Raw genomic sequence first — 20,063 nt, 5'->3', positions numbered from 1 at the left:
ATGCCGACGACCATGGATTTCACCCTGACCGCAATGCCCATCAGCCTTGCCCACGGGGATATCCATGCCAGCATCGATCACGCTCTCCCATCTGACCCTGTCCGCGCCTGACGGCCGGGTTCTCCTTTCCAACATCGATCTCAGTTTCGGTCCCGAGCGGACCGGCCTCGTCGGGCGCAACGGCGTCGGCAAGACGACGCTGCTCGGCCTGATCGCAGGCCAGCGCGCGCCGCACTCCGGCACGGTCTCGGTGCAGGGAAGGGTCGGGATGCTGCACCAGACGGTTCAGGTGCAGCCGGACCAATGCGTCATCGATCTGTTCGGCGCACGCGGCGCGCTCGCCGCACTGCGCCGCGCCGAGCGGGGCCTGGCGAGCACCGAGGAGCTGGCGGAGATCGACTGGACGCTCGATACGCGCATCGCGGCTGCGCTCGCACAGGTCGGACTGAGCGACGTGCTCGACGTGCCGCTGGCGACGCTGTCGGGCGGGCAGGCCACCAGGTCACGCCTCGCCGCGCTGACTTTTGCAGAGCCCGACTTTCTGCTGCTCGACGAGCCCACCAACAATCTCGACCGCGCCGGACGCCGGGCGGTGATCGACCTGCTCGCCGGCTGGCGGCATGGCGCCATCATCGTCAGCCATGATCGCGCGCTGCTCGAGACCATGGATGCGATCGTCGAGCTGACCTCGCTGGAGGCCCGGCGCTACGGCGGCAATTGGAGCCAGTACCGCGCGCGCAAGGCCATCGAGCTGTCAGCAGCGCGCCACAATCTGGCGGATGCCGAGAAGCGCGTCGTCGAGATCGACCGCAAGGCGAGGGAAACCTCCGAACGACAAGCGCGCAAGGATGGCGCCGGCGCGAAGAAGCGCGCCAAGGGCGACATACCGCGGATCGCCGCAGGGCTGCGCAGGGATCGCAGCGAGGACACCGGCGGTGAGAAGGTCCGCCTCGCCGAGCGCCGGCGGACCCAGGCGCTCGAACTGGCCACCGCGGCGCGCCAGCGCATCGAGGTGCTGCAACCGTTCTCGGTGCAACTGCCGTCGACGCAGCTGCCGGCGGGCAGGATGGTGCTGCGGATCGAAGCTGCCGATGCCGGCTATGCCGCGAACGCGCCGATCCTGCGTGACCTCACCTTCTCGATCTCGGGTCCGGAGCGTGTCGCGATCACCGGCCCCAACGGCGCCGGCAAGACGACATTGCTCAAGCTCGTCACCGGCGAGCTGACCGCCCTGCGCGGCAGCGCCGAGGTGATGACCCGCTTTGCGATGTTCGATCAGGCGGTCAGCCTGCTCGATGCACAGGCCTCGATCCTGGATAATTTCCGCCGCATCAATCCGGATACCGGCGAGAACGCCTGTCGCGCCGCACTGGCGCGCTTCATGTTCCGCGCCGATGCCGCATTGCAGATCGTTGCGAGCCTCAGCGGCGGCCAGTTGCTCCGCGCCGGCCTCGCCTGCGTGCTGGGCGGCCCAACGCCGCCGCCGCTCCTGATCCTCGACGAGCCGACCAATCATCTCGACATCGAATCGATGGAAGCGGTCGAGGCCGGGCTGCGCGCCTATGACGGCGCGCTGCTGGTCGTCAGCCACGACGAGACCTTTCTCGAGGCGATCGCGATCACGCGCAGGTTCGAGCTCGGTTCGTGGAGGTGATGCGGCGAGCCGGAGCAATTGCCTTTACGCTCGACGTCTCGACCGACCAAGCCTAGTCAGGAAATGAACAGCCGAGCACGCGTCGCCTTGGGGCAGGTTGTAAGGCGCGGTGCTCGGCTGTCAGGCCGCGCGGCGGTGCGGCCATTCCGCCAGCCCGCTCGTCCCCCCGAGCAAGGCCGTCGGAACTCAATCTCGCCGGTTGCTAAATCCGCGCCGTCGAATGCAGTGCGTTTCGCCAAAGGGCAAATGCGACGAAGCTGGCCAGCAGCAAAACGCCGCCGCCGACCGCGATCAAGACATACGTCATCTTGGAACATCCCAATTGAGAAGCATCATGCGGCGCGATATGCGCCGCAACCTGGCAATCCAATGCATTTCAAAATTGATTTGCCCCGCCGGCCGCCGCCGGACAGCCCGAAAGGTGGCTGGCACTGCGCTCTGCGCACCCTTCGATTTCAGACAGGTTAGATTTCAGAATGGCCGTCAGTCCACTCGGCTGGTGCCTCTCATCGTGCGGTTCGTCACGCCGCTCAATGGTCATGAGGATAATCGATAAAATTTTACCGACAATCGAAATGGAAAATTAAGGTTACCGACGCCGGTGACGATGGATCGGATTGTCAGGTCACCCTCGGCAAGGGTCGATCACGCCGGCAGCACCGCTCCAACCAAAATGGCGAAAACAACCCCATGCAAAGGAGCCCGCGGCCACCGCGGCGGCCTGAATGGCGGTATTATGCTCCGGATCACGGTTCGGAGGCATGTCAGGTTTCGACGCGCTGCCTTGTCTTGGCTTCTGCAATGGCAGCAACCTGGTGCCGGCAACTGCCGGCAGATGCGATTCGCTAAGTTATTTTCGGCATGACGCATCCAGCCGATCATCGACTTCGGTCGTCATCACCGAACCGTCCGCCGCGAACAGCTCAACCGCTCCGCACGGTGACGTCGAAACGTCGAAGTCGAGCGGTCCGCAAGTAATCATGCAATAGTCGTAGGGCGCACGCTGATCGTTTCCCATCAGAAACTGATAATGGATCTGCATGAAGTTGAAGCGATGACGCTTGAAGCGGATCGGACTGACCATCGAATGTATCTGGACGCGCCGAATCCTCGGGTGGCAACCTGAATGGTCTCGGCCGACGCGCTTCAGGGTGACGGGGTCGAAGCGATAGAAGCTGATTGCGTCATCGCGTGCCTGGTATTCGACCCAGTCGATCGCTGGCGTTCCGGCCACGAGTTGCGCCGCTTCCCGTATTTGGCCGCCCATCGGATGCAGCGAGAATTTGGGAATGGTAGCGCCCACCGTGAGGAGGCATAGCTTGGGTCCGCACGTTTCGAGCAGAGGATCCGACTTGAGCGCGCGTGCGATCGCCACAATCGAGAGCGCGGCGCCAAGGGAATGGCCAACAATCAGAACTTCGTCAACTTCCGCGGCCCGAATCGTTCTTGATATCAGGTTCGCGAAAGCGCCGAGCCGCTGATCAAGTTCGCTTTTCTGCCCGTAAAGAAATTGGTGGGAGAAAACGGCATCATCGAGAATGTGATTGATCCTGCGCTTTGGTCCGATCCAGAGCATCGCGCCGACGAAGATGGCAAGCGACAAGGAAAGGCCAAGCAGCAATTCAATCCAGAATGGAGCGTGTATGAGCCTCATCAGCAGATATGACAGCCCAACGCTGCAAAATGCGATCAATAGCAGACAGCAATATGGAAAGATGAAAAAGAGAGCGTACTTCCAGCTTGCGATCGCATATCTGAATATCGTTCCCGTTATGACGAAATCGAACAGCGCCTTCAACGATTGAACGAGACGACGCCCGAGGCCGACTTTCGAATTGCCGCGAATGAGATCGTCCCAGCGCAGCATTTCGAAGGTGACGTGCGTTTTCCAGTTTGGCCCCCATGCTTCCAGGCTGCATGAAGCGCTAATTGCAGATGTGTTCGATATTTCCGACAGCCGTGAAGAAGCGCCCCAGTTTTTTTGCAAGCTCGAGAGCGAACGCCGCAAACGTTCGACCTGCGCTTCGGGGGTGATCGGATCGTAACCACCGATGTGGAAGACGTGCCGTCGCTGGATCATCGAGCAACTCGAACTCTGGAAAGAAATTGATCGGGATTCATTCTGAAACACGGAATTTAATGAGTGCTTTGGTGGTGCCTCTTCGTTGACCGCAGTCCTTGGTGAACCTGACATCGACGACGCGGACCTCGACCTGTAGAATTACCACTTCGTCCGTGGGGTGGCACTCGTTGAGTTTGGGCTCGATCAAATAAAGTGCAGCGTCCTTTGGCGGCATTGACGTGGAGGGCCCTGACGGTCGCGGCGCGATCACTTTCTTCCTGTGGCATATCCGCGACAGTGAGCCAATTGTGCGCCTCAACGCGCTTTTCGAGGCCGTTCATGGATTGTCACGATTCGCGAGTCTGATTTAATGCGGCTCGACCTGAGGGTGAGGATTCTGACAATGGAGCGATTGCGTTACGGCACGGCGCTGATTTGCGCCGGCTTGATGATTGTTTTTGCAAGCAGCTTGCTTTTGAGCAACGGAGCTCAGGCGAAGCCCGGAACGGCGGTTGCGCTGAGATCGACAAATTCGCCCGCTCGACTGCAGTCTTCTACGGCGCACGTTTACTTGTTCCGCGGACTGCTGAACGTCTTTTCGTTGGGCATGGACAGCCTTGCAGCCCAGCTGCAGGCGGCTGGCGTTGCCGCGGTTGTCGCAAATCACACCCAGTGGCGAAGCGTCGCCGACGACATCATCGTGAGATATAGGGCGGGCCAGCGCGGGCCTATCATCCTGGTGGGGCACTCTCTTGGTGCAGATGCCGTGATGTCGATGGCAGAGTACCTTGGCCAAATGGGCGTGCCGGTTGCTCTGGTTGTTCCATTCGACGGAACATCGTCGCATCTGGCATCGGCCAATGTCGGGCGCGTTCTGAATCTGTACAAGGGTGAAAGCGTTCGAATCGGTCGCGGACCCGGCTTCCGGGGTGAGCTGACGAACTTTTACGTTCGTGACGTAAACATCACCCACTTCAACATCGATAAGGACCCGGCGCTGCACAGCATGGTTCTACGAAAGATCCGGTCAATCGGATCGGCTGTCGCGCACCCACGCAGAAATCAGGGTCCTTCGAACCTGGTTTCACCTGCAGCCCAGGCTTCGACCAACTCCTAGCATACTGCCCGAAGGACAGTTTGAAGTTGGAGTTGACGTACGTGTGAGGCTTTAGATTGGGTCCCTGAATGAGCCCGGTGTCGGTGTCGTTTCTTGACCACTTCAAGCCGGGGGAGGGACTCGGTGACGCCATTTGGAAAACTCTCAGTCGCGATCGCCATGTGTTGCGCGGCGGCCGTGTGCGCAGCCTTCACAAAGCCGATTCACATCGTGGCGGTCGGCGCAAGCAACACCCAGGGCTGGTACGTCGGGAAGCAAGGCGCCTACCCCGCCAAGCTGGAAGCGCTGCTGAGAGAGAAGGGCGTCAACGCGACCGTCGCCAATGCCGGGGTGCCCTTTGACACCACCGCCGGGATGCTCAAGCGCATTGACAGCGACGTGCCAAAGGGAACCGACATCGTCATCTTGCAGCCTGGAGGCAACGATCGGCGCTTCCTTGTCTCGAAGGAGCAGCGGGCAGCCAACATCGCGGCGATGGAGCGGCGGCTCCGTGATCGCGCCATCAAAGTCATTTTGTACGACGAAGAGATTCCTCCGCAGTACTACACTTTCGACCTCATTCACCTCACGGCTGCCGGGCATGCTTTCATAGCGTCGCAGTTGCTCCCGCGCGTGTTGGAGATAGGCCGGAGGGCCACCGTGGGTTCATCCCGCGCGAGATAGAAAAGCCTTGCCATGCCGGCCGGCCCAAAAGAACGACCCGGCAATGCATCCGGCCGGGATCCGCCTGTCGGACAGCCAACTAATCGATGGAAACGACCCGCAAGCCCTGTATGATTGGTTCATGTCGGTCTGCAGGCCTGTTTCTGTCAGATCTCAGACGCTCGCCAAGGACGGCACCCTTTCGATGATCGGCAAAGATAGCGCGCCAGCGAATCAAGCGCGTAGTCCACGATGACGCCCGGTATTGCCAAGTTCGTGTTCGTGATGATGGCGGTCGGTTGGTATCTCATCCGCTACCGATACGCCCGTCGTGCTCGCCGTGAAAAGGTCGCGACGAGCGCCCGAGGCTCGCGCGAAAACGCCCTGCTGCTGATATCGCTCACGGGGCTTGGCGTTGTGCCGCTCATCTACATCGCGACGGCCATGCCTCATTTCGCATCATACGCCTTCCGGCCAGCTCAAGCCTGGCTGGGCGTTTTCGTCGCGGTTGCGGCACTGGTCATGTTCCGGCTGACTCACCGAGCTCTTGGTCGGAATTGGTCCGTAAGCCTCGACGTGCGGGAAAATCATCGCCTGATCACAGACGGCGTTTATCGGAGAATTCGCCATCCGATGTATACCGCGTTCTGGCTTTGGGCTGTCGCGCAGGCGTTGCTGCTGCCGAACTGGGTGGCCGGTTTCGCCGGCCTGATCGGATTTGGAACCTTGTTTTTCGGACGGGTTGCCAAAGAAGAGCAGATGATGGTGGACGCCTTCGGCGACGAGTATCGCGCATATATGGCGCGGACCGGACGCCTTTTGCCGCGGCTGTTCTGAACCGGCTTACAAAACGACGCTTGGCAATTCTCGCGTCCGGATACTCACCCAAGCACCGACGTCGTGCCGTTTTTGTCACACTCGGCAAGGAAACGACCGTGCGGGCGCCAGATTGCGTACAGTGTTAATTACGCCATCGCTATTGGAGGGTAAGCTGTTCATGTTCACGCTATCCACCTCGGAGATGACGATGTTGAAGTTCCTGGTTGCTGGAGTTGCGACGTTTGGTTTTGTGGCTGCTGCCAGCGCGGCAGACCTTCCTCATCCGCAGCCGGTTACTGCCACGGCGCCGGTTGGCAAGATGCCGATCGGCAAGTATCCGGTTGGCAAGTACCCGGTCGGCAAGTACCCGGTTGGAAAAGCCCCTGCTCCGCTCGTAACGAAGGGTTAGCTCGAGGATCGCTCAGGCAGCGCACCCTTCAGCTTTGCTGAAGGCGCTGCTTGGGGTTGGGGCTTACTACCTTTGTGAGGGCTTGAACGTGCCAGAATCCAGTCGGAAACGGAGCGGCCTGCAACTGCTCGCCGGAATTGGTGTCGTTGTGGCTTCCGTGACTTTGGGAGCCGGCATCGGTCATGCGCAGCAATTGGCTGCGCAAACGGATCAAGCGCCGCCGCAGCAGGACAAGCCGCGCAAACCCTCGACGAGGTCGGTTGTGGCAGCGGCCGTCGCTGGTCCAACCGGTTCCGCTTCCGAAGTAGCCGCGAAGCCGGCTCGAAGGTCTTCGGCCAAAGGGCCGTACTATGTCGACTTTCGTGCCCGCACGGCGGCTTCTTACGGACATGCGTTTGTCTGGTTCGGCAAGACAAGCGAGAAGCAGGTCGAGGTCGCGGGGCTGCACCCGGCGGGCGATGTCCTGCCTTACGTGCTGGGACATCTTACCTGGGTGCCCTCGGAAACCGGAGCGAGCTACGGTGACCTCGACGAGCAGTATTTGACGGCCAGCTATCGCGTCTACTTGAGTGAGGCCGACGCGAAGAAGGTTTTTGCGTATATCAAGCACCTCCAGGCGACCTCGCCTGTTTGGAATGCGGAAACGACCAATTGCACGGCCTTTATCGGTCGCATCGCCAACTTCATGGGCTTGAAGGCTCCATTCCATTTGTTGAAGCCTGAGGAATACGTCAACCAGTTACGTGATTTGAACGGCGGGCGCCAAACCGCGCAGTTGGCCGCTTCGGATCAATAGTTTTCTCACAAAGGCTGTTCGAAACACAGGCGCGCCAAGGCTGTCGCTGATCGCGGCTGCCGCCGGAGGCCCAGTCGCGCAAGGCAAGCGACTCGATCATCTGAGGACGCAGCGTCAGGCGAGCGGTTCTGAGAGTTGGGATGTCGCTGGTCGTGCTGGGACGTCACGCCCCGTGGCGCCCGCTAGGCTGACTTTCGGAGAAAGCGCTTTTTTGCAAACGCCTTTCCGGAGCCGGATTTGAAATAGCGCTCGAGTTCGCGCGCCGTTCGTTCATCCGATACCGCGACGCAGGAACACAAGACGATCGGCAGGAACTTGCGCGTGGAGACGACATGCCCTTGTTGGTGGGAGGCAACTCTGCGGCGAAGGTCGTCGGTCGAGCCGACGTAAACGTCGTCGTTATTTAGCTCGAGAAAGTAGACGTACCACAAGCGATGGCCCCCCGCGATTGTCGCGGACCTTCGGGAGACGTTCCTCACATGGTCAAGTAGCCCGCCGAGTATGCCGGCAGAGTCTCCCTACGCTTCTACGAAGCTTCGGGAGACACCCTTCGCCCTGGTTTGAAAGGGTGGCCTGCCACTCGAAGCCCGGCAGGGCGAAGGGTGGCGGAGAGGGAGGGATTCGAACCCCCGATAGGCTTGCACCTATGCCGCATTTCGAGTGCGGTGCATTCAACCACTCTGCCACCTCTCCAGTGGCCCGGGTGATTTGCGCCACCCGCGGTCGGGGCGTGTTCTAGGCGAGGTTGGCGGGACAGACAAGGCGCTGCAATAATATTTCCGTCACCGGCGCGCCACTCCACCGAAATGCCGGGGCGGCGCAACAAAGCGCGCGGAAACAACGCGCTAGCGGGACGGCGCTGATTCGATCGCCGCCGCGAACCGGAATGAGCAGGAGCGGGCCATGGAGCATGTGACGATTCGAGCCAATGGTGCGGCGTTCCACGTCGCGCGGACCGGGAGCGGCAGGCCGCTGTTGCTGTTGCACGGCTGGCCGGAATTCTGGCTGACCTGGAAGCCTGTCATGACGCGGCTGGCCGACCGCTACACCCTGATCGCGCCCGACCTGCGCGGCTTCGGCGACAGCGACAAGCCGCAGGGCCCTTACGGTCCCGATCAGCATACCGACGACATGCTGGCGCTGCTGGATGCGCTCGGCATCGACAGGGCCGGCATGGTCGGCCACGATGTCGGCGGCGCCGTGATGCAGCCGCTCGCCCGCAAGGCGCCCGAGCGAATCGCCGGACTGTTCTTGTTCGATTTCGTCTATCCCGGCATTGGCGCGCGGATGGCCGCGCCGGATCGGCTGAACCACATCTGGTACCAGTCGTTCCACCAGATGGAGATGGCGCCCGCGCTGGTCGGCGCTAACAGGGAAAGCTGTCGCACTTACATCGGCCATTTCCTGCACAACTGGAGCCATCGCAAGGCTGCCTTCGCCGACGTGCTCGAGGATTTCGCCGACAATTTCTTCAAGCCCGGCAACCTCGCCGGCGGCTTCGCGCATTACCGCGCGTCGCACGCGGGGCGCGTCAAGATGATGCAGGGCGAGGCGCCGGCGCTGCCGCCGATCGACGTGCCGACCTGCATCCGCTGGGCCGAGCACGACCCGCTGTTTCCCTATGCGTGGACTGACCGGCTGGGCGAGACCTTCTCCAATCTGGATCTGAAGATGTTTCCCGATGTCGGGCATTTCCCGCACCGCGAGGACCCCGACCGCGCGGCCGCCGAGATCGCCGGCTTCTTTGCGCGGATCAATTGGAGGTAGAAAGTGGTGGGACCGCCAGGACGCGACAAAAACTGGCGGTCCCGTGCCGCTTTTTAGTATTGCAGGCCGGGAAGTGCGGCTTCGCCGGTCGGCGGGAGCGACACGATCCACGGTAGCGGCCGGGGCCGAAACGGCAACGCGAAGCCGATCTTAACCTAACCAATCAACCTTACCGGGTGTCATCGGCACGCCGTGGCGCGACCCGTTTGGCCATCCGGGAGCGTCGCCTGCGGCCGAACCCATCCCGACCTTCCCCCTTCAGGGGGAAGGGAAAGAGAACCCGTAGCCCGGATGGAGCCAACGGGCCGGCGAACGCGCCCGATGACAGGCTCAGCGCGATCCGGGGCGGTCTTGACGCGGTGGTTTGCTGTCCCGGATTGCGCTTCGCTCCATCCGGGCTACGGGCTAACCGATCGACCTTACGCGCGATCGCCCGAGCACGCGCGGCTCAAGCGTCGGCTTTCTTGGCCTTTTTGGCCTTTTTCTCATTCTTGTCGCCGGTGTCGTCCTTGCTCTCGGCCTTCTCGCTTTTGCCGTTGTCCTTCCTGCGATTGGTGTAGCGGGCATTGCCGAGCCCGGTCCCGATCGTCAGCACGCCCCAGCGCGCGACATCCTGCATGAACGGGACCTCGGACAGCCCCTGCACCACGCCGTCATTGTGCATGACGATCGCGGTGTCATGATCGCCGATCTGCGGGATCGCCTCGACCAGGCTCGCCGGCAGGTTGAACTTGCTGCTCTCCCAATTGCCGGGCAGGTTCTGCGCGCCCTTCTCGATTGCGCCGTCCTCCTTGATGACGCCCGGACAGGCGATGCCGATGAACGGCGCGAGCTTGAGATTCTCCTTCTCGGCTTCGGCGATCAAATCCTTCAGCATCTTCACCAGCCGCTTCACCGCGCCCTCGCGCGTCGGCTCGTCGTCGGCATGGCGCCACAGGTCCGATTTCCAGACCGCCGCCTTGGAGAGATCAGGCGCCTTCTTCCAGCGCGTCTCGACGACGCCGCAGCGGATATTGGTGCCGCCGATATCGACGGCGAGCACGCCGTCATGGGCCTCGAAGATCCACGAGGGCGCCAGATGCAGCGTGCCGATCAGGCCGGCGTCGTCGGGATGAAAGCGGATCGGCAGCACGTCGACCTTGAAGTCTTCCGATTTCAGGATGATGTCGGTGCGCGCGATCGCGAGCTCGCCGAGCCTGGAGTCGCGGAAGCCGCCGCCGACCACGATGCGCTCGGTCTTGGCCCAGGCCTTGGTGTTGAGGAAGCGCCGCGTCACATAGGCGAGCTCCTGGGCGAACTCCTCGATCGCGCTATGCACGACCGCGGAGGCCTCGGTGTCGTCGCCGACCAGCATCTCGTCGAGCTTCTTCTTGCCGATCTTGTCCGACGGCTCGTCGCCGAACGGATCCTCGCCGGATTTGCGCAGCGGCTTGCGCCAGCGGTCGAAGATCTCGCGGAACGCCCCCTTGGAGGCGCGATCGCCGAGAAAGCCCTCGTCGTCCTTCAGCTCGATGTTGAAACTGTCGATATCGACCGACGGCAGCCGCGCCGCACCGTGGTGCGCGATGCCCGTGGTCAGTCCAGCGTCTTCTGCCATTCGCGCGTGCCTGCCCGTGAGATTTCCTCCACTAACCACCGGGAACTCAAATGGTTGCTGTCCGCGCGGCGGAGCCGCCGGCAGTGCCGAGAGCTCCGGTCAGGTGGCGATTCGGGCAAAATCGCGCCAAACCCTTCATCCTTGGCCGGTTTTTGCCCTGCTTTACCTTGACTCCCCGTCGTTTGCGGCTATAAGTGCGGCCATCCGGCGCGGGAATTTCTCGCGCCGATTGTTTTTGTGCGGGCCATTTGGGAATTGATTCCCCTCGCGCAAAACACGAAACCCATCGCGACTGAACAAGAAGCCGACCCGGGCGAACCGTCCGAGGCCGGGATCGAACACGAAGGAATCAAACGATGTTCGCAGTCATCAAAACCGGCGGCCGGCAATACCGCGTCGTTCCGAATGATGTACTCGAGATTGGCAAGATCGCCGGCGATGTCGGCACGATCGTGCAGCTAGGCGAAGTTCTGGTGCTCGGCGGTGACACGCCGGTGCTGGGAACGCCCACCGTGGCAGGCGCCACCGTTGCGGCCGAAGTGCTGCAGCACAAGCGCGGCGCCAAGGTGATCGCGTTCAAGAAGCGTCGCCGCAAGAATTCACGCCGCAAGCGCGGCTATCGCGACGAGCTCACGGTGCTTCGCATCACCGAGATCCTCGCCGATAACGCCAAGCCGACCATCGGCCCGCGGCCGAAGAAGGAAAAGGTCGCAGCGCCAGCAGAGGCAGCCGAGTAAGGCCACCGCGGCAAGCGAGAAGAAATGATCGTCGCGCCTTCAGATGTGAAGCGTGACAAAACGTGAAATGATTCCGTCAAGGAATTGATCTAGAGATCAAAGCGAAGTCGGAGACGAGCCATGGCTCACAAAAAGGCAGGCGGTTCATCGCGCAACGGACGTGATTCCAAGGGCAAGCGCCTTGGCATCAAGGCGTTCGGTGGCGAGCGCGTGATCCCCGGAAACATCATCGCGCGTCAGCGCGGCACCACCTGGCATCCCGGCCTTAATGTCGGCATGGGCACCGACCATACCCTCTTCGCCAAGATCGAGGGTCATGTCGAGTTCCGTGCCAAAGCCAACGGCCGCACATTCGTATCGGTTATCCCGATGGCGGAAGCGGCCGAGTAGACGGTGGACACATACGAGTCCGCCGGGTCCTGTTGAACCGGCGGAGTCGAAAAGGGCTCCAAGGGGAGGCGGGATGACCGGCCTCCCCTTTTTGTTGCGCGCGATCCGGTTCGACCGCGCGTGACGTTCCAAGCGTTGCGTACCGATTTTTCGCATCACAGGAGCTCGACATGTTGCAGAACATTCCGACGCCGACCTTGCGCGAAGCAAGAACTTGCGTCCTCGAGACCGAACGGCTGACGTTGCGCAAGCCGACGCTCGCGGACGTAAAAGCCATCGCACGCCTCGCCAATGACCGCCGCATCGCGGAGAACACCCGCCGCCTGCCGCATCCCTATACCCAGGACGACGCCATCGACTTCGTGCGCACGCTCGGCGCCCGCGGCCGCGAGACGGTTTTCCTGATCGAGAACAATCACACGCCGATCGGCATGGTCGGCATCGACTGGCGCGAGGAGACATCGGCCGAACTCGGCTACTGGCTCGGCGTCGATTATTGGGGCCAGGGTTTTGGCACCGAGGCCGCGCGCGCCGTGATCGACTACTTCTTCGAGGAGTTCGATCTCGACCAGCTGATCGCGGGCGCCCGCGTCGTCAACCCGTCGTCGCGCAACATCCTGGAGAAGTGCGGCTTCCAGTGGAGCGGCGTCGAGCTGCACCGCTTCGAGGCACTGGGCTCCTCGAGCCCGGTCGACGCCTTCCGCCTGTCACGCGGCGTCTGGACCTCGCTGAAGAGCTGGAACAACTCGACCCGGCGGGAGAGCTGAAGGCTCGATCCACAACAACGATCGTCGTCCCCGCGAGCGCGCGGGGACGACGATCGGTCACGCCGGCGGATTCACCGCGGAGTCCGGACGTCCGAGCTGCTGCTCGCGCACGAAGATGTAAAGGCCGGCCGCGATGATGATGGCGGCGCCGACGATGGTGGCCCAGGACGGCACGTCGCCGAACACCACGAAGCCGAAGATCACCGCCCAGACGATCATCGAATACTGGTACGGCACCACCACGCTGGCCGGCGCGAGCTTCAGCGAGCGGTTCACGCAGAGCAGCGCCGCGACCGAGGTGATGCCGGCGGTGAAGAACAGCACCAGGCTGCCGGCCGACGGCGTCACCCAGCCGAACGGCGAGAGCACCAGGCCCAGGATGAACGTGCCGCCGAATTGCGACGTCGCCAGCACGATATCGGGCGTCGCGCGCAGCGAGCGGGTGATCAGCATCAACACCGCAAACGACAGGCTGCCGCCGAGCGCAATCATCGCCGGCCAGCTGATGGTCTGCGCCGATGGCCTGAGCGCAATCAGCACGCCGCAAAAGCCGACCAGGATCGCGGTCCAGCGCCGCCAGCCGATATGCTCGCCGAGCACAAGGCCCGACATCGCGGTGACGAAGATCGGCCCGGCCAGGTAGTAGGTGATGACGTCGGCGAGCGGCAGATAGACGGTCGCCAGGAAGAACGCCGCGACCTCCAGCGTCGAGAGCGTGACCCGCAGCAATTGCAGCCACGGTCGCTCCAGATGCAGAAAATCCGCGCGCCGCTGCCACACGGTCGGCAGCAGCACGAGCAGCGCCGCGCAGGCGCGCAGCCACAGCAATTGCCCGACCGAATAGGTGGCGACGATGAATTTGCCCATCGCGTCGCCGAACGAGAACATGAAGATCGACAGCAGCATCAAGCCGATGCCGGCGAGCCGCGCCGATCGATCGTCGTAGGAGGACAGTTTTGCGAACAGGCTCATGGAGGGATTCCCGGGCCGTCCGGTTTAAGAGCCGTGGATGCCCGCGACAAGCCCGGGCATGACGAATTGAACGGATTGCCGCACCCGCATCGCTGCGATACCGGTAGCCGATCCCGGCAACAAAAAGCGCAGGAAACGCTGCATGAGCGAGTTCGACCCCACCCGGCATCGCATGGTCCCCGCGCAGCGCTGGTTCGAGGATTTCGTGCTCGGCGAGCGCTTCGTGATTCCGAGCCGGACCCAGACCTCGGCGGTGTTCGCCGCGTTCCAGACCGCGAGCGGCGACACCCATCCGATCCATTACGACGTCGAATATTGCCGCGCCCGCGGCATGCCGGACCTGCTCGCGCACGGCTTCCAGACCCTGGTGCACACCGCGCCGGGCGCGGGGCTGTTTCCCTATGTCGTCGAAGAATCGCTGGTCGGCTTCCTGGAACAGTCGAGCAAGTTCCTGAAGCCGGTCTATGCCGGCGATACCATCTACCCGGCGCTGGAGGTGATCGAGCTCTCGACCGGCAAGACCACCGGCGTCGTGACCTTGCGCTCGACCGTGCATAACCAGCGCCGCGAGCTGGTGCTGGAGGGGATGCAGAAATTCCTGGTCCGGAGGCGGCCCACTTAGCTGCAAGGGCCGTAAAAAGGCCCGAAAATTAAGGCTTTTCGCCGAAGTCGACGCCCTTGCGGGTTGCCGCAGGGACCGGCCTGCCTTAACTAGTACCGATCATGAAATTCCTCGATGAAGCCAAGGTCTATATTCGCTCGGGCGACGGCGGCAATGGCTGCGTCGCGTTCCGGCGCGAGAAGTTCATCGAGTTTGGCGGCCCCTCCGGCGGCAATGGCGGCCGCGGCGGCGACATCATCATCGAGTCGGTCGACGGCCTGAACACGCTGATCGACTACCGCTACCAGCAGCACTTCAAGGCGCCGAAGGGCGGCAATGGCATGGGCAAGGACCGCCATGGCGCCAACGGCAAGTCGATCGTGCTGAAAGTGCCGGTCGGCACCCAGGTGTTTGACGAGGACCGCGAGACGCTGCTGCACGACTTCACCGAGCTCGGCGAGACCTTCGTGCTCGCCAAGGGCGGCAATGGCGGCTTCGGCAATGCGCATTTCAAATCCTCCACCAACCGCGCGCCGCGCAATGCCAATCCCGGCGCCCCCGGCGAAGAGCGCTGGATCTGGCTGCGGCTGAAGCTGATCGCCGATGCCGGCCTGGTCGGGCTGCCCAATGCCGGCAAATCGACCTTCCTGTCGGTGGTCAGCGCGGCGCGGCCGAAGATCGCCGACTATCCCTTCACCACGCTGCATCCGCAGCTCGGCGTCGTGAATTACGGCGGCCGCGAATTCGTGCTCGCCGACATCCCCGGCCTGATCGAAGGCGCGCATGAAGGCGCCGGCCTCGGCGACCGCTTCCTCGGTCATGTCGAACGCTGCCGCGTGCTGCTGCATCTGGTCGATGCGACCTGCGAGCATGCCGGCAAGGCCTACAAGACGGTGCGCACCGAGCTCGAAGCCTATGCAGGCCAGCTCGCCGACAAGATCGAGATCGTCGCGCTCAACAAGATCGATGCTGTGATGCCCGACGAGTTGAAGAAGCAGAAGGACCGCCTCAAGCGGGCCGCGAAGAAGACACCGCTGGTGCTGTCGGGCGCGACCGGCGAAGGCGTGCAGGATGCGCTGCGTGCGCTGGTTGACGTGATCGGCGAGGCGCCGGTGTCCAACAAGGCCAAGGGCGGCCAGGCGGAGCCGTGGGCAGTGCCGCTGCCGCCGCAGGGCTGAACGGCACGCGCCGAACGCCCTTTGGACTTTCCGAGGCCACCTCGTGGCGCCTGTTGCTTCCACCTTCCTGCCAGACCGAACCCATGAAACGCCCCGCGCTCAAGAACTTTCGCCGCATCGTCGTCAAGGTCGGCTCGTCGCTGCTGGTCGATTCGCAGGCCGGCGAGGTGCATGCATCGTGGCTCGCCGCCTTGGTCGAGGACATCGCAAAACTCCACAAGCGCGGCTGCGAGGTCATGGTGGTGTCGTCGGGCTCGATCGCGCTCGGCCGCAGCCGGCTGAAGCTGCCGCGCGGCCCGCTGAAGCTCGAGGAGAGCCAGGCTGCCGCGGCCGTCGGCCAGATCGCGCTGGCGCGGATCTGGTCGGAAGTGCTCGGCCATCACGGCATCGGTGCCGGGCAGATCCTCGTGACGTTGCAGGACACCGAGGAACGCCGCCGCTATCTCAATGCGCGCTCGACCATCGCCAAGCTGCTCGAATGGGGCGCGGTGCCCGTCATCAACGAGAACGACACCGTCGCCACGACAGAGATTCGCTACGGCGACAATGATCGCCTCGCCGCCCGCGTCGCCACCATGGCGAGCGCCGATCTGCTGATCCTGCTGTCCGATATCGACGGCCTCTACACCGCGCCGCCGGCGCTCGATCCCGACGCCAAGCTGATCCCGGTGGTCGAAAGCATCACCGCGGAGATCGAGGGGATGGCGGGCTCGGCCGGTTCCGAGCTGTCGCGCGGCGGGATGACCACCAAGATCGAGGCCGCGAAGATCGCGACCACCGCTGGCACCCACATGCTGATCGCCTCCGGCAAGATCGAGCATCCGTTGCAGGCGATCGCCGACGGCGGCCGCTGCACCTGGTTCCTCACTCCGGCCAATCCCGTCACCGCACGCAAGCGCTGGATCGCGGGCTCGCTCGAGCCGAAGGGCACGCTGACCATCGATGCCGGCGCAGTCGCAGCACTGCGCGCCGGCAAGAGCCTGCTGCCGGCCGGCGTTGTCAGGGTCGACGGCCAGTTCGCCCGCGGCGATGCCGTGGTGGTGCGCGGCCCCGATACCCAAGAGATCGGCCGCGGCCTGGTCGCCTACGACGCCGAGAATGCCGAGAAGATCATGGGCCGCTCGTCGAAGGATGTGATGGTCATTCTGGGCGTCAGCGGCCGATCCGAGATGATCCACCGCGACGACCTCGTGATCGGCCCGGCCGGCGCGATCCCGGCCAAGTAGGGCATTGGGCAGGCCTTTCGTCGGCCGTTGGCCGAGCGGCACGGCCTACCGTCCATCTGCCATGCCGGTTCCGTGCCTCGCCACCCCGCAATTGCCATGCTAGAACATGGTCTTAGAGCATGATCCGGAAAAGTGGGCACCGGTTTTCCGAAGAGATCATGCTCAAACAAGAGCTGGTAACTCCATGAGCGCCCCCCTGAAGGCGATCGACGGCAACGCCGATCTCACCGCCCTGATGACCGACCTCGCCGCCAAGGCGCGCGCCGCCGCGCGCGTGCTGGCGCTGGCGCCGGCGGAGCAGAAGAACCGGGCGCTCACCGCGATCGAACGCGCCATCCGCAGCCACGCGCCGGCGATTCTCGCGGCCAACGCCGAGGACGTTGCCGAGGCCCGCGCGGGCGGCATGACCGCTGCCTTCGTCGACCGCCTGACCTTGACGCAAGCGCGCGTCGACGGCATGGCCGATGGCGTTGCGACGGTGCGCGAGATCGTCGATCCCGTCGGCGCCGTCACCGAAAGCTGGCAGCGTCCGAACGGCATGACCATCGAGCGCGTGCGGGTGCCGCTCGGCGTCATCGGCGTGATCTTTGAGAGCCGCCCCAACGTCGCCGCCGACGCCGGCGTGCTGTGCCTGAAGTCCGGCAACGCGGTGATCCTGCGCGGCGGCTCCGACAGTTTCCGCTCCTGCCGCGCGATCCATGACTGCCTGGTGCAGGGCCTGCGCGAAGCCGGCTTGCCTGAGGCCGCGATCGCCCTGGTGCCGACCCGCGACCGCGCGGCCGTCGGTCTGATGCTCACCGGTTTGAACGGCGGCATCGACGTGATCGTGCCGCGCGGCGGCAAGAGCCTGGTCGCGCGCGTCGAGGCCGAAGCGCGCGTGCCGGTGTTCGCGCATCTCGAGGGCGTCAACCACATCTATGTCGACGCCAGTGCGAAGCTCGACATGGCCAAGTCGGTGGTGCTGAACGCCAAGATGCGCCGTCCGGGCGTCTGCGGCGCCGTCGAGACCCTGCTGATCGATCGCAACGCTGCCGCGACGAAGCTGAAACCGCTGGTCGCGCTGCTGCTCGATGCCGGCTGCGAGGTGCGCGGCGACGACGTCGTGCAAGGCGCTGATCCGAGGGTAAAGCCGGCGTCCGACGACGACTGGAACACCGAATACGAAGACGCGATCATCTCGGCGAAGATCGTCGACGGCCTCGATCAAGCGATTGCGCATATTCAAAATCACGGCTCGCATCACACCGATGCGATCGTGACAGAGGATGCCGCTGCTGCGCAGCGTTTCCTCAACGAGGTCGATTCGGCGATCGTGCTGCATAACGCCTCGACCCAGTTCGCCGACGGCGGCGAGTTCGGCTTCGGCGCCGAGATCGGAATTGCCACCGGCAAATTCCACGCCCGCGGCCCGGTCGGCGCCGAGCAGCTGACCAGCTTCAAATACCGCATCCACGGCACCGGGCAGACACGGCCGTGATCATTGTCGCACGCACACGGTAGATCCTTGCAGCAAGCTTCCACCGTGCCGTTATCCGCAGCCCAGGCGCTTCCGTTCTACACCAACGGCATGCGCATCGGGCTGCTTGGCGGCTCGTTCAATCCGCCGCACACCGCGCATCGCGCCATCAGCCTGTTCGCGCTGAAGCGCTTGCGGCTCGACCGGGTGTGGTGGCTATTGACGCCGGGCAATCCGCTGAAGAACCATGACGGCCTGCACGCGCTTGCCGAACGCGCCGAAGCGGCGCGCCGCGTCGCCGACGATCCGCGCATCGACATCAGCTGTCTCGAAGCTGTCATTGGCACGCGCTACACTGTGGACACGATCATCCACTTGCGCCGTCGTGTCTCCGGCGTGCACTTCGTATGGATCATGGGCGCTGACAATCTCGCGCAATTCCATCGCTGGAAGGATTGGCGGCGCATCGCGTCCGACGTGCCGATTGCCGTGATCGACCGACCGCCCCAGAGCTTTCGCGCCCTTGCCGCACCGGCGGCGCAGGCGCTCTCGCGCTATCGCATGCCCGAAAATCAGGCGACACGGCTGGCCGACCAGCAGGCGCCGGCCTGGGTGTTCCTGACAGGAATGAAATCCAATCTGTCTTCGACCGGACTCCGGAACCCGGACGGGAGCTGGAGAACGGCGTGAAGCGCAAAAGGGTTACTGGAATATTGAAACCATTAACCCCACATGCGTAGTATGGTGTGTGGGTGCCGAGGATTCGGCCCCCGCGATACAGTGAAAGGAAATGGTCCCTGGCCACATCTGTATTGTCAAAGTCTGTTTTACCCAAGGTTCCAAAGACTGCGCGTAAAACATCGACGAAAACCGCGGCCTTGCAGGCGCAACCGGACGCCGACAAACCGGATGCCGACAAGACGCTGAGCCTGATCCTCTCCCGCCTCGAGGACATGAAAGCGGAAGAGACGGTCACCATCGACCTCCGCGGCAAATCCGCATATTCCGACTACATGATCGTCACCACCGGCCGGGTGAACCGGCATGTTGGCGCGATCGCGGAAAATGTGACGAAGAGCCTCAAGGAAAACGGGGTCAAGAACATCCATGTCGAGGGCTTGCCCAATTGCGACTGGGTGCTGATCGATTCCGGCGAGGTGATCGTGCACGTGTTCAGGCCTGAGGTGCGCGAGTTCTACAATCTCGAACGATTGTGGACTCAGAACCCGGCGGTCGCGGCGGTCTAAGGGGTATCGAGGCCGATGCGAATCGGCAGCGGCGCAGCTGGGCTGCACGCGCGCTTCTCGCGCGCGAGCCGTGGATTTGACGCGTTTTCTGCGGCAAACCGGCTTCCACTTTGCCGGAAAACGCTTTCATGCGCCTTGTCGTGATCTGCATCGGCCGCCTGAAACAGGGCCCTGAACGGGAGCTCGCGGAGCGTTACCGCGAGCGCTTCGAGGATATCGGCCGCAAGCTCGGCTTTCGCGGCCTCGAGATTCACGAGATTGCGGAGAGCCGCGCGCGCGACACCGCCGCGCGCATCGCGGAAGAAGCCGCGGCGATCGCGGCGCTGCTGCCGGACAAGCACATGCTGGTCGCGCTCGACGAACGCGGCAAGAGCATCGACAGCGCAAGCTTCGCGCAGCAGCTCGGCCGCTGGCGCGACGAGGGACAGGCGCATACGGCTTTCGTGATCGGCGGCGCGGACGGACTTTCGCCCGAATTGCAGCGCAAGGCTTCGTTGCGTATTGCATTCGGCTCCGCGACCTGGCCGCACCAAATGGTCCGCGTCATGCTTCTGGAACAGATTTATCGGGCCGCAACCATTCTGGCCGGCCACCCCTATCACCGCGCGTAAGTCGAGGTGACGGAC

General features: G+C 63.3%; 21 protein-coding genes and 1 tRNA gene. 17 read left to right on the top strand and 5 right to left on the bottom strand.

What is annotated here, in order from left to right; all coding sequences use genetic code 11:
- Nucleotides 1-64 precede the first annotated feature (64 nt).
- Nucleotides 65-1,654 (top strand): ABC-F family ATP-binding cassette domain-containing protein, encoded by a 1,590-nt coding sequence (locus ACVIW0_RS00900; RefSeq protein ID WP_461350598.1) that lies wholly within the window; start codon nucleotides 65-67, stop codon nucleotides 1,652-1,654.
- 850 nt (nucleotides 1,655-2,504) lie between these two features.
- Here the strand turns inward: ACVIW0_RS00900 and ACVIW0_RS00895 are convergent.
- Entirely contained in the window at nucleotides 2,505-3,734 is a 1,230-nt protein-coding gene (locus ACVIW0_RS00895; RefSeq protein WP_461350597.1) for a hypothetical protein, read from the bottom strand.
- A gap of 385 nt (nucleotides 3,735-4,119) precedes the next feature.
- On the opposite strand from ACVIW0_RS00895, the gene ACVIW0_RS00890 reads away from it, so the two are divergent.
- The 5 genes from ACVIW0_RS00890 (at nucleotide 4,120) to ACVIW0_RS00870 (ending at nucleotide 7,499) form a co-directional block, all read left to right on the top strand.
- The gene (locus ACVIW0_RS00890) at nucleotides 4,120-4,833 is read left to right on the top strand and encodes a hypothetical protein (RefSeq protein WP_461350596.1); all 714 of its coding nucleotides are present in this window, start codon (nucleotides 4,120-4,122) and stop codon (nucleotides 4,831-4,833) included.
- 123 nt (nucleotides 4,834-4,956) lie between these two features.
- Nucleotides 4,957-5,496 (top strand): SGNH/GDSL hydrolase family protein, encoded by a 540-nt coding sequence (locus ACVIW0_RS00885; RefSeq protein ID WP_461350595.1) that lies wholly within the window; start codon nucleotides 4,957-4,959, stop codon nucleotides 5,494-5,496.
- 231 nt (nucleotides 5,497-5,727) lie between these two features.
- Entirely contained in the window at nucleotides 5,728-6,312 is a 585-nt protein-coding gene (locus tag ACVIW0_RS00880; RefSeq protein ID WP_461350594.1) for a protein-S-isoprenylcysteine O-methyltransferase, read from the top strand.
- A gap of 160 nt (nucleotides 6,313-6,472) precedes the next feature.
- Nucleotides 6,473-6,703 (top strand): hypothetical protein, encoded by a 231-nt coding sequence (locus ACVIW0_RS00875; protein WP_461350593.1) that lies wholly within the window; start codon nucleotides 6,473-6,475, stop codon nucleotides 6,701-6,703.
- An 88-nt stretch (nucleotides 6,704-6,791) separates the two neighbouring features.
- The gene (locus ACVIW0_RS00870; RefSeq protein ID WP_461350592.1) at nucleotides 6,792-7,499 is read left to right on the top strand and encodes a hypothetical protein; all 708 of its coding nucleotides are present in this window, start codon (nucleotides 6,792-6,794) and stop codon (nucleotides 7,497-7,499) included.
- A 182-nt stretch (nucleotides 7,500-7,681) separates the two neighbouring features.
- Here the strand turns inward: ACVIW0_RS00870 and ACVIW0_RS00865 are convergent, their stop codons facing one another.
- The gene (locus ACVIW0_RS00865; RefSeq protein WP_461350591.1) at nucleotides 7,682-7,930 is read right to left on the bottom strand and encodes a GIY-YIG nuclease family protein; all 249 of its coding nucleotides are present in this window, start codon (nucleotides 7,928-7,930) and stop codon (nucleotides 7,682-7,684) included.
- A gap of 172 nt (nucleotides 7,931-8,102) precedes the next feature.
- Nucleotides 8,103-8,192 (bottom strand) — tRNA-Ser (locus ACVIW0_RS00860).
- A 210-nt stretch (nucleotides 8,193-8,402) separates the two neighbouring features.
- Between ACVIW0_RS00860 and ACVIW0_RS00855 the strand changes: the two genes are divergently transcribed.
- Nucleotides 8,403-9,266 carry an alpha/beta fold hydrolase gene (locus tag ACVIW0_RS00855; RefSeq protein WP_461350590.1) on the top strand — a complete coding sequence of 288 codons (864 nt, stop codon included), beginning with the start codon at nucleotides 8,403-8,405 and terminating at the stop codon, nucleotides 9,264-9,266.
- A gap of 448 nt (nucleotides 9,267-9,714) precedes the next feature.
- On the opposite strand, the gene ACVIW0_RS00850 is transcribed toward ACVIW0_RS00855, so the two are convergent.
- Nucleotides 9,715-10,863 carry an ROK family protein gene (locus ACVIW0_RS00850; protein ID WP_461350589.1) on the bottom strand — a complete coding sequence of 383 codons (1,149 nt, stop codon included), beginning with the start codon at nucleotides 10,861-10,863 and terminating at the stop codon, nucleotides 9,715-9,717.
- 356 nt (nucleotides 10,864-11,219) lie between these two features.
- Between ACVIW0_RS00850 and rplU the strand changes: the two genes are divergently transcribed.
- The 3 genes from rplU (at nucleotide 11,220) to ACVIW0_RS00835 (ending at nucleotide 12,757) form a co-directional block, all read left to right on the top strand.
- Complete coding sequence (gene rplU, locus ACVIW0_RS00845) at nucleotides 11,220-11,600, top strand: 50S ribosomal protein L21 (RefSeq protein WP_375785906.1); 381 nt, start codon at nucleotides 11,220-11,222, stop codon at nucleotides 11,598-11,600.
- 120 nt (nucleotides 11,601-11,720) lie between these two features.
- A complete protein-coding gene (gene rpmA / locus ACVIW0_RS00840; protein ID WP_028336337.1) occupies nucleotides 11,721-11,990 on the top strand; it encodes a 50S ribosomal protein L27 in 270 nt (89 codons plus the stop codon).
- 170 nt (nucleotides 11,991-12,160) lie between these two features.
- Nucleotides 12,161-12,757, top strand: coding sequence for a GNAT family N-acetyltransferase (locus ACVIW0_RS00835; RefSeq protein ID WP_461350588.1), 597 nt, complete (start codon nucleotides 12,161-12,163; stop codon nucleotides 12,755-12,757).
- 57 nt (nucleotides 12,758-12,814) lie between these two features.
- On the opposite strand, the gene ACVIW0_RS00830 is transcribed toward ACVIW0_RS00835, so the two are convergent.
- Complete coding sequence (locus tag ACVIW0_RS00830) at nucleotides 12,815-13,729, bottom strand: DMT family transporter (protein WP_461350587.1); 915 nt, start codon at nucleotides 13,727-13,729, stop codon at nucleotides 12,815-12,817.
- 142 nt (nucleotides 13,730-13,871) lie between these two features.
- Between ACVIW0_RS00830 and ACVIW0_RS00825 the strand changes: the two genes are divergently transcribed.
- The 7 genes from ACVIW0_RS00825 to rlmH all read left to right on the top strand — a co-directional run bounded on the left by ACVIW0_RS00825 (nucleotide 13,872) and on the right by rlmH (nucleotide 20,048).
- Nucleotides 13,872-14,351 (top strand): MaoC family dehydratase, encoded by a 480-nt coding sequence (locus ACVIW0_RS00825; protein WP_461350586.1) that lies wholly within the window; start codon nucleotides 13,872-13,874, stop codon nucleotides 14,349-14,351.
- Between the two features lie 101 nt (nucleotides 14,352-14,452).
- Nucleotides 14,453-15,508 carry a GTPase ObgE gene (obgE, locus tag ACVIW0_RS00820; protein ID WP_461350585.1) on the top strand — a complete coding sequence of 352 codons (1,056 nt, stop codon included), beginning with the start codon at nucleotides 14,453-14,455 and terminating at the stop codon, nucleotides 15,506-15,508.
- An 83-nt stretch (nucleotides 15,509-15,591) separates the two neighbouring features.
- Entirely contained in the window at nucleotides 15,592-16,734 is a 1,143-nt protein-coding gene (proB, locus tag ACVIW0_RS00815; protein WP_461350584.1) for a glutamate 5-kinase, read from the top strand.
- A 184-nt stretch (nucleotides 16,735-16,918) separates the two neighbouring features.
- Complete coding sequence (locus tag ACVIW0_RS00810; RefSeq protein WP_461350583.1) at nucleotides 16,919-18,211, top strand: glutamate-5-semialdehyde dehydrogenase; 1,293 nt, start codon at nucleotides 16,919-16,921, stop codon at nucleotides 18,209-18,211.
- 45 nt (nucleotides 18,212-18,256) lie between these two features.
- Nucleotides 18,257-18,880: a nicotinate-nucleotide adenylyltransferase gene (locus tag ACVIW0_RS00805; protein WP_461350582.1), complete on the top strand. Its 624-nt coding sequence runs from the start codon at nucleotides 18,257-18,259 to the stop codon at nucleotides 18,878-18,880.
- A gap of 188 nt (nucleotides 18,881-19,068) precedes the next feature.
- On the top strand, nucleotides 19,069-19,437 hold the full coding sequence (rsfS, locus tag ACVIW0_RS00800; protein ID WP_074125641.1) for a ribosome silencing factor: 369 nt from the start codon (nucleotides 19,069-19,071) through the stop codon (nucleotides 19,435-19,437).
- 128 nt (nucleotides 19,438-19,565) lie between these two features.
- Nucleotides 19,566-20,048, top strand: a complete 483-nt coding sequence (gene rlmH / locus ACVIW0_RS00795; protein ID WP_212020059.1) for a 23S rRNA (pseudouridine(1915)-N(3))-methyltransferase RlmH — start codon at nucleotides 19,566-19,568, stop codon at nucleotides 20,046-20,048.
- Nucleotides 20,049-20,063: the final 15 nt, after the last annotated feature.

The organism is Bradyrhizobium sp. USDA 4454, from assembly GCF_054822705.1.
Note: the sequence above shows the minus strand (reverse complement) of the source record. Positions and strands in the feature narration are given on the sequence as shown.

Coding starts and splice junctions, on each gene's coding strand:
- ACVIW0_RS00900 (WP_461350598.1), top strand. CDS start 65: ATGCCAGCATCGATCACGCTCTCCCATCTGACCCTGTCCGCGCCTGAC.
- ACVIW0_RS00895 (WP_461350597.1), bottom strand. CDS start 3,734: ATGATCCAGCGACGGCACGTCTTCCACATCGGTGGTTACGATCCGATC.
- ACVIW0_RS00890 (WP_461350596.1), top strand. CDS start 4,120: ATGGAGCGATTGCGTTACGGCACGGCGCTGATTTGCGCCGGCTTGATG.
- ACVIW0_RS00880 (WP_461350594.1), top strand. CDS start 5,728: ATGACGCCCGGTATTGCCAAGTTCGTGTTCGTGATGATGGCGGTCGGT.
- ACVIW0_RS00875 (WP_461350593.1), top strand. CDS start 6,473: ATGTTCACGCTATCCACCTCGGAGATGACGATGTTGAAGTTCCTGGTT.
- ACVIW0_RS00855 (WP_461350590.1), top strand. CDS start 8,403: ATGGAGCATGTGACGATTCGAGCCAATGGTGCGGCGTTCCACGTCGCG.
- ACVIW0_RS00850 (WP_461350589.1), bottom strand. CDS start 10,863: ATGGCAGAAGACGCTGGACTGACCACGGGCATCGCGCACCACGGTGCG.
- rplU (WP_375785906.1), top strand. CDS start 11,220: ATGTTCGCAGTCATCAAAACCGGCGGCCGGCAATACCGCGTCGTTCCG.
- rpmA (WP_028336337.1), top strand. CDS start 11,721: ATGGCTCACAAAAAGGCAGGCGGTTCATCGCGCAACGGACGTGATTCC.
- ACVIW0_RS00835 (WP_461350588.1), top strand. CDS start 12,161: ATGTTGCAGAACATTCCGACGCCGACCTTGCGCGAAGCAAGAACTTGC.
- ACVIW0_RS00830 (WP_461350587.1), bottom strand. CDS start 13,729: ATGAGCCTGTTCGCAAAACTGTCCTCCTACGACGATCGATCGGCGCGG.
- ACVIW0_RS00825 (WP_461350586.1), top strand. CDS start 13,872: ATGAGCGAGTTCGACCCCACCCGGCATCGCATGGTCCCCGCGCAGCGC.
- obgE (WP_461350585.1), top strand. CDS start 14,453: ATGAAATTCCTCGATGAAGCCAAGGTCTATATTCGCTCGGGCGACGGC.
- proB (WP_461350584.1), top strand. CDS start 15,592: ATGAAACGCCCCGCGCTCAAGAACTTTCGCCGCATCGTCGTCAAGGTC.
- ACVIW0_RS00810 (WP_461350583.1), top strand. CDS start 16,919: ATGAGCGCCCCCCTGAAGGCGATCGACGGCAACGCCGATCTCACCGCC.
- rlmH (WP_212020059.1), top strand. CDS start 19,566: ATGCGCCTTGTCGTGATCTGCATCGGCCGCCTGAAACAGGGCCCTGAA.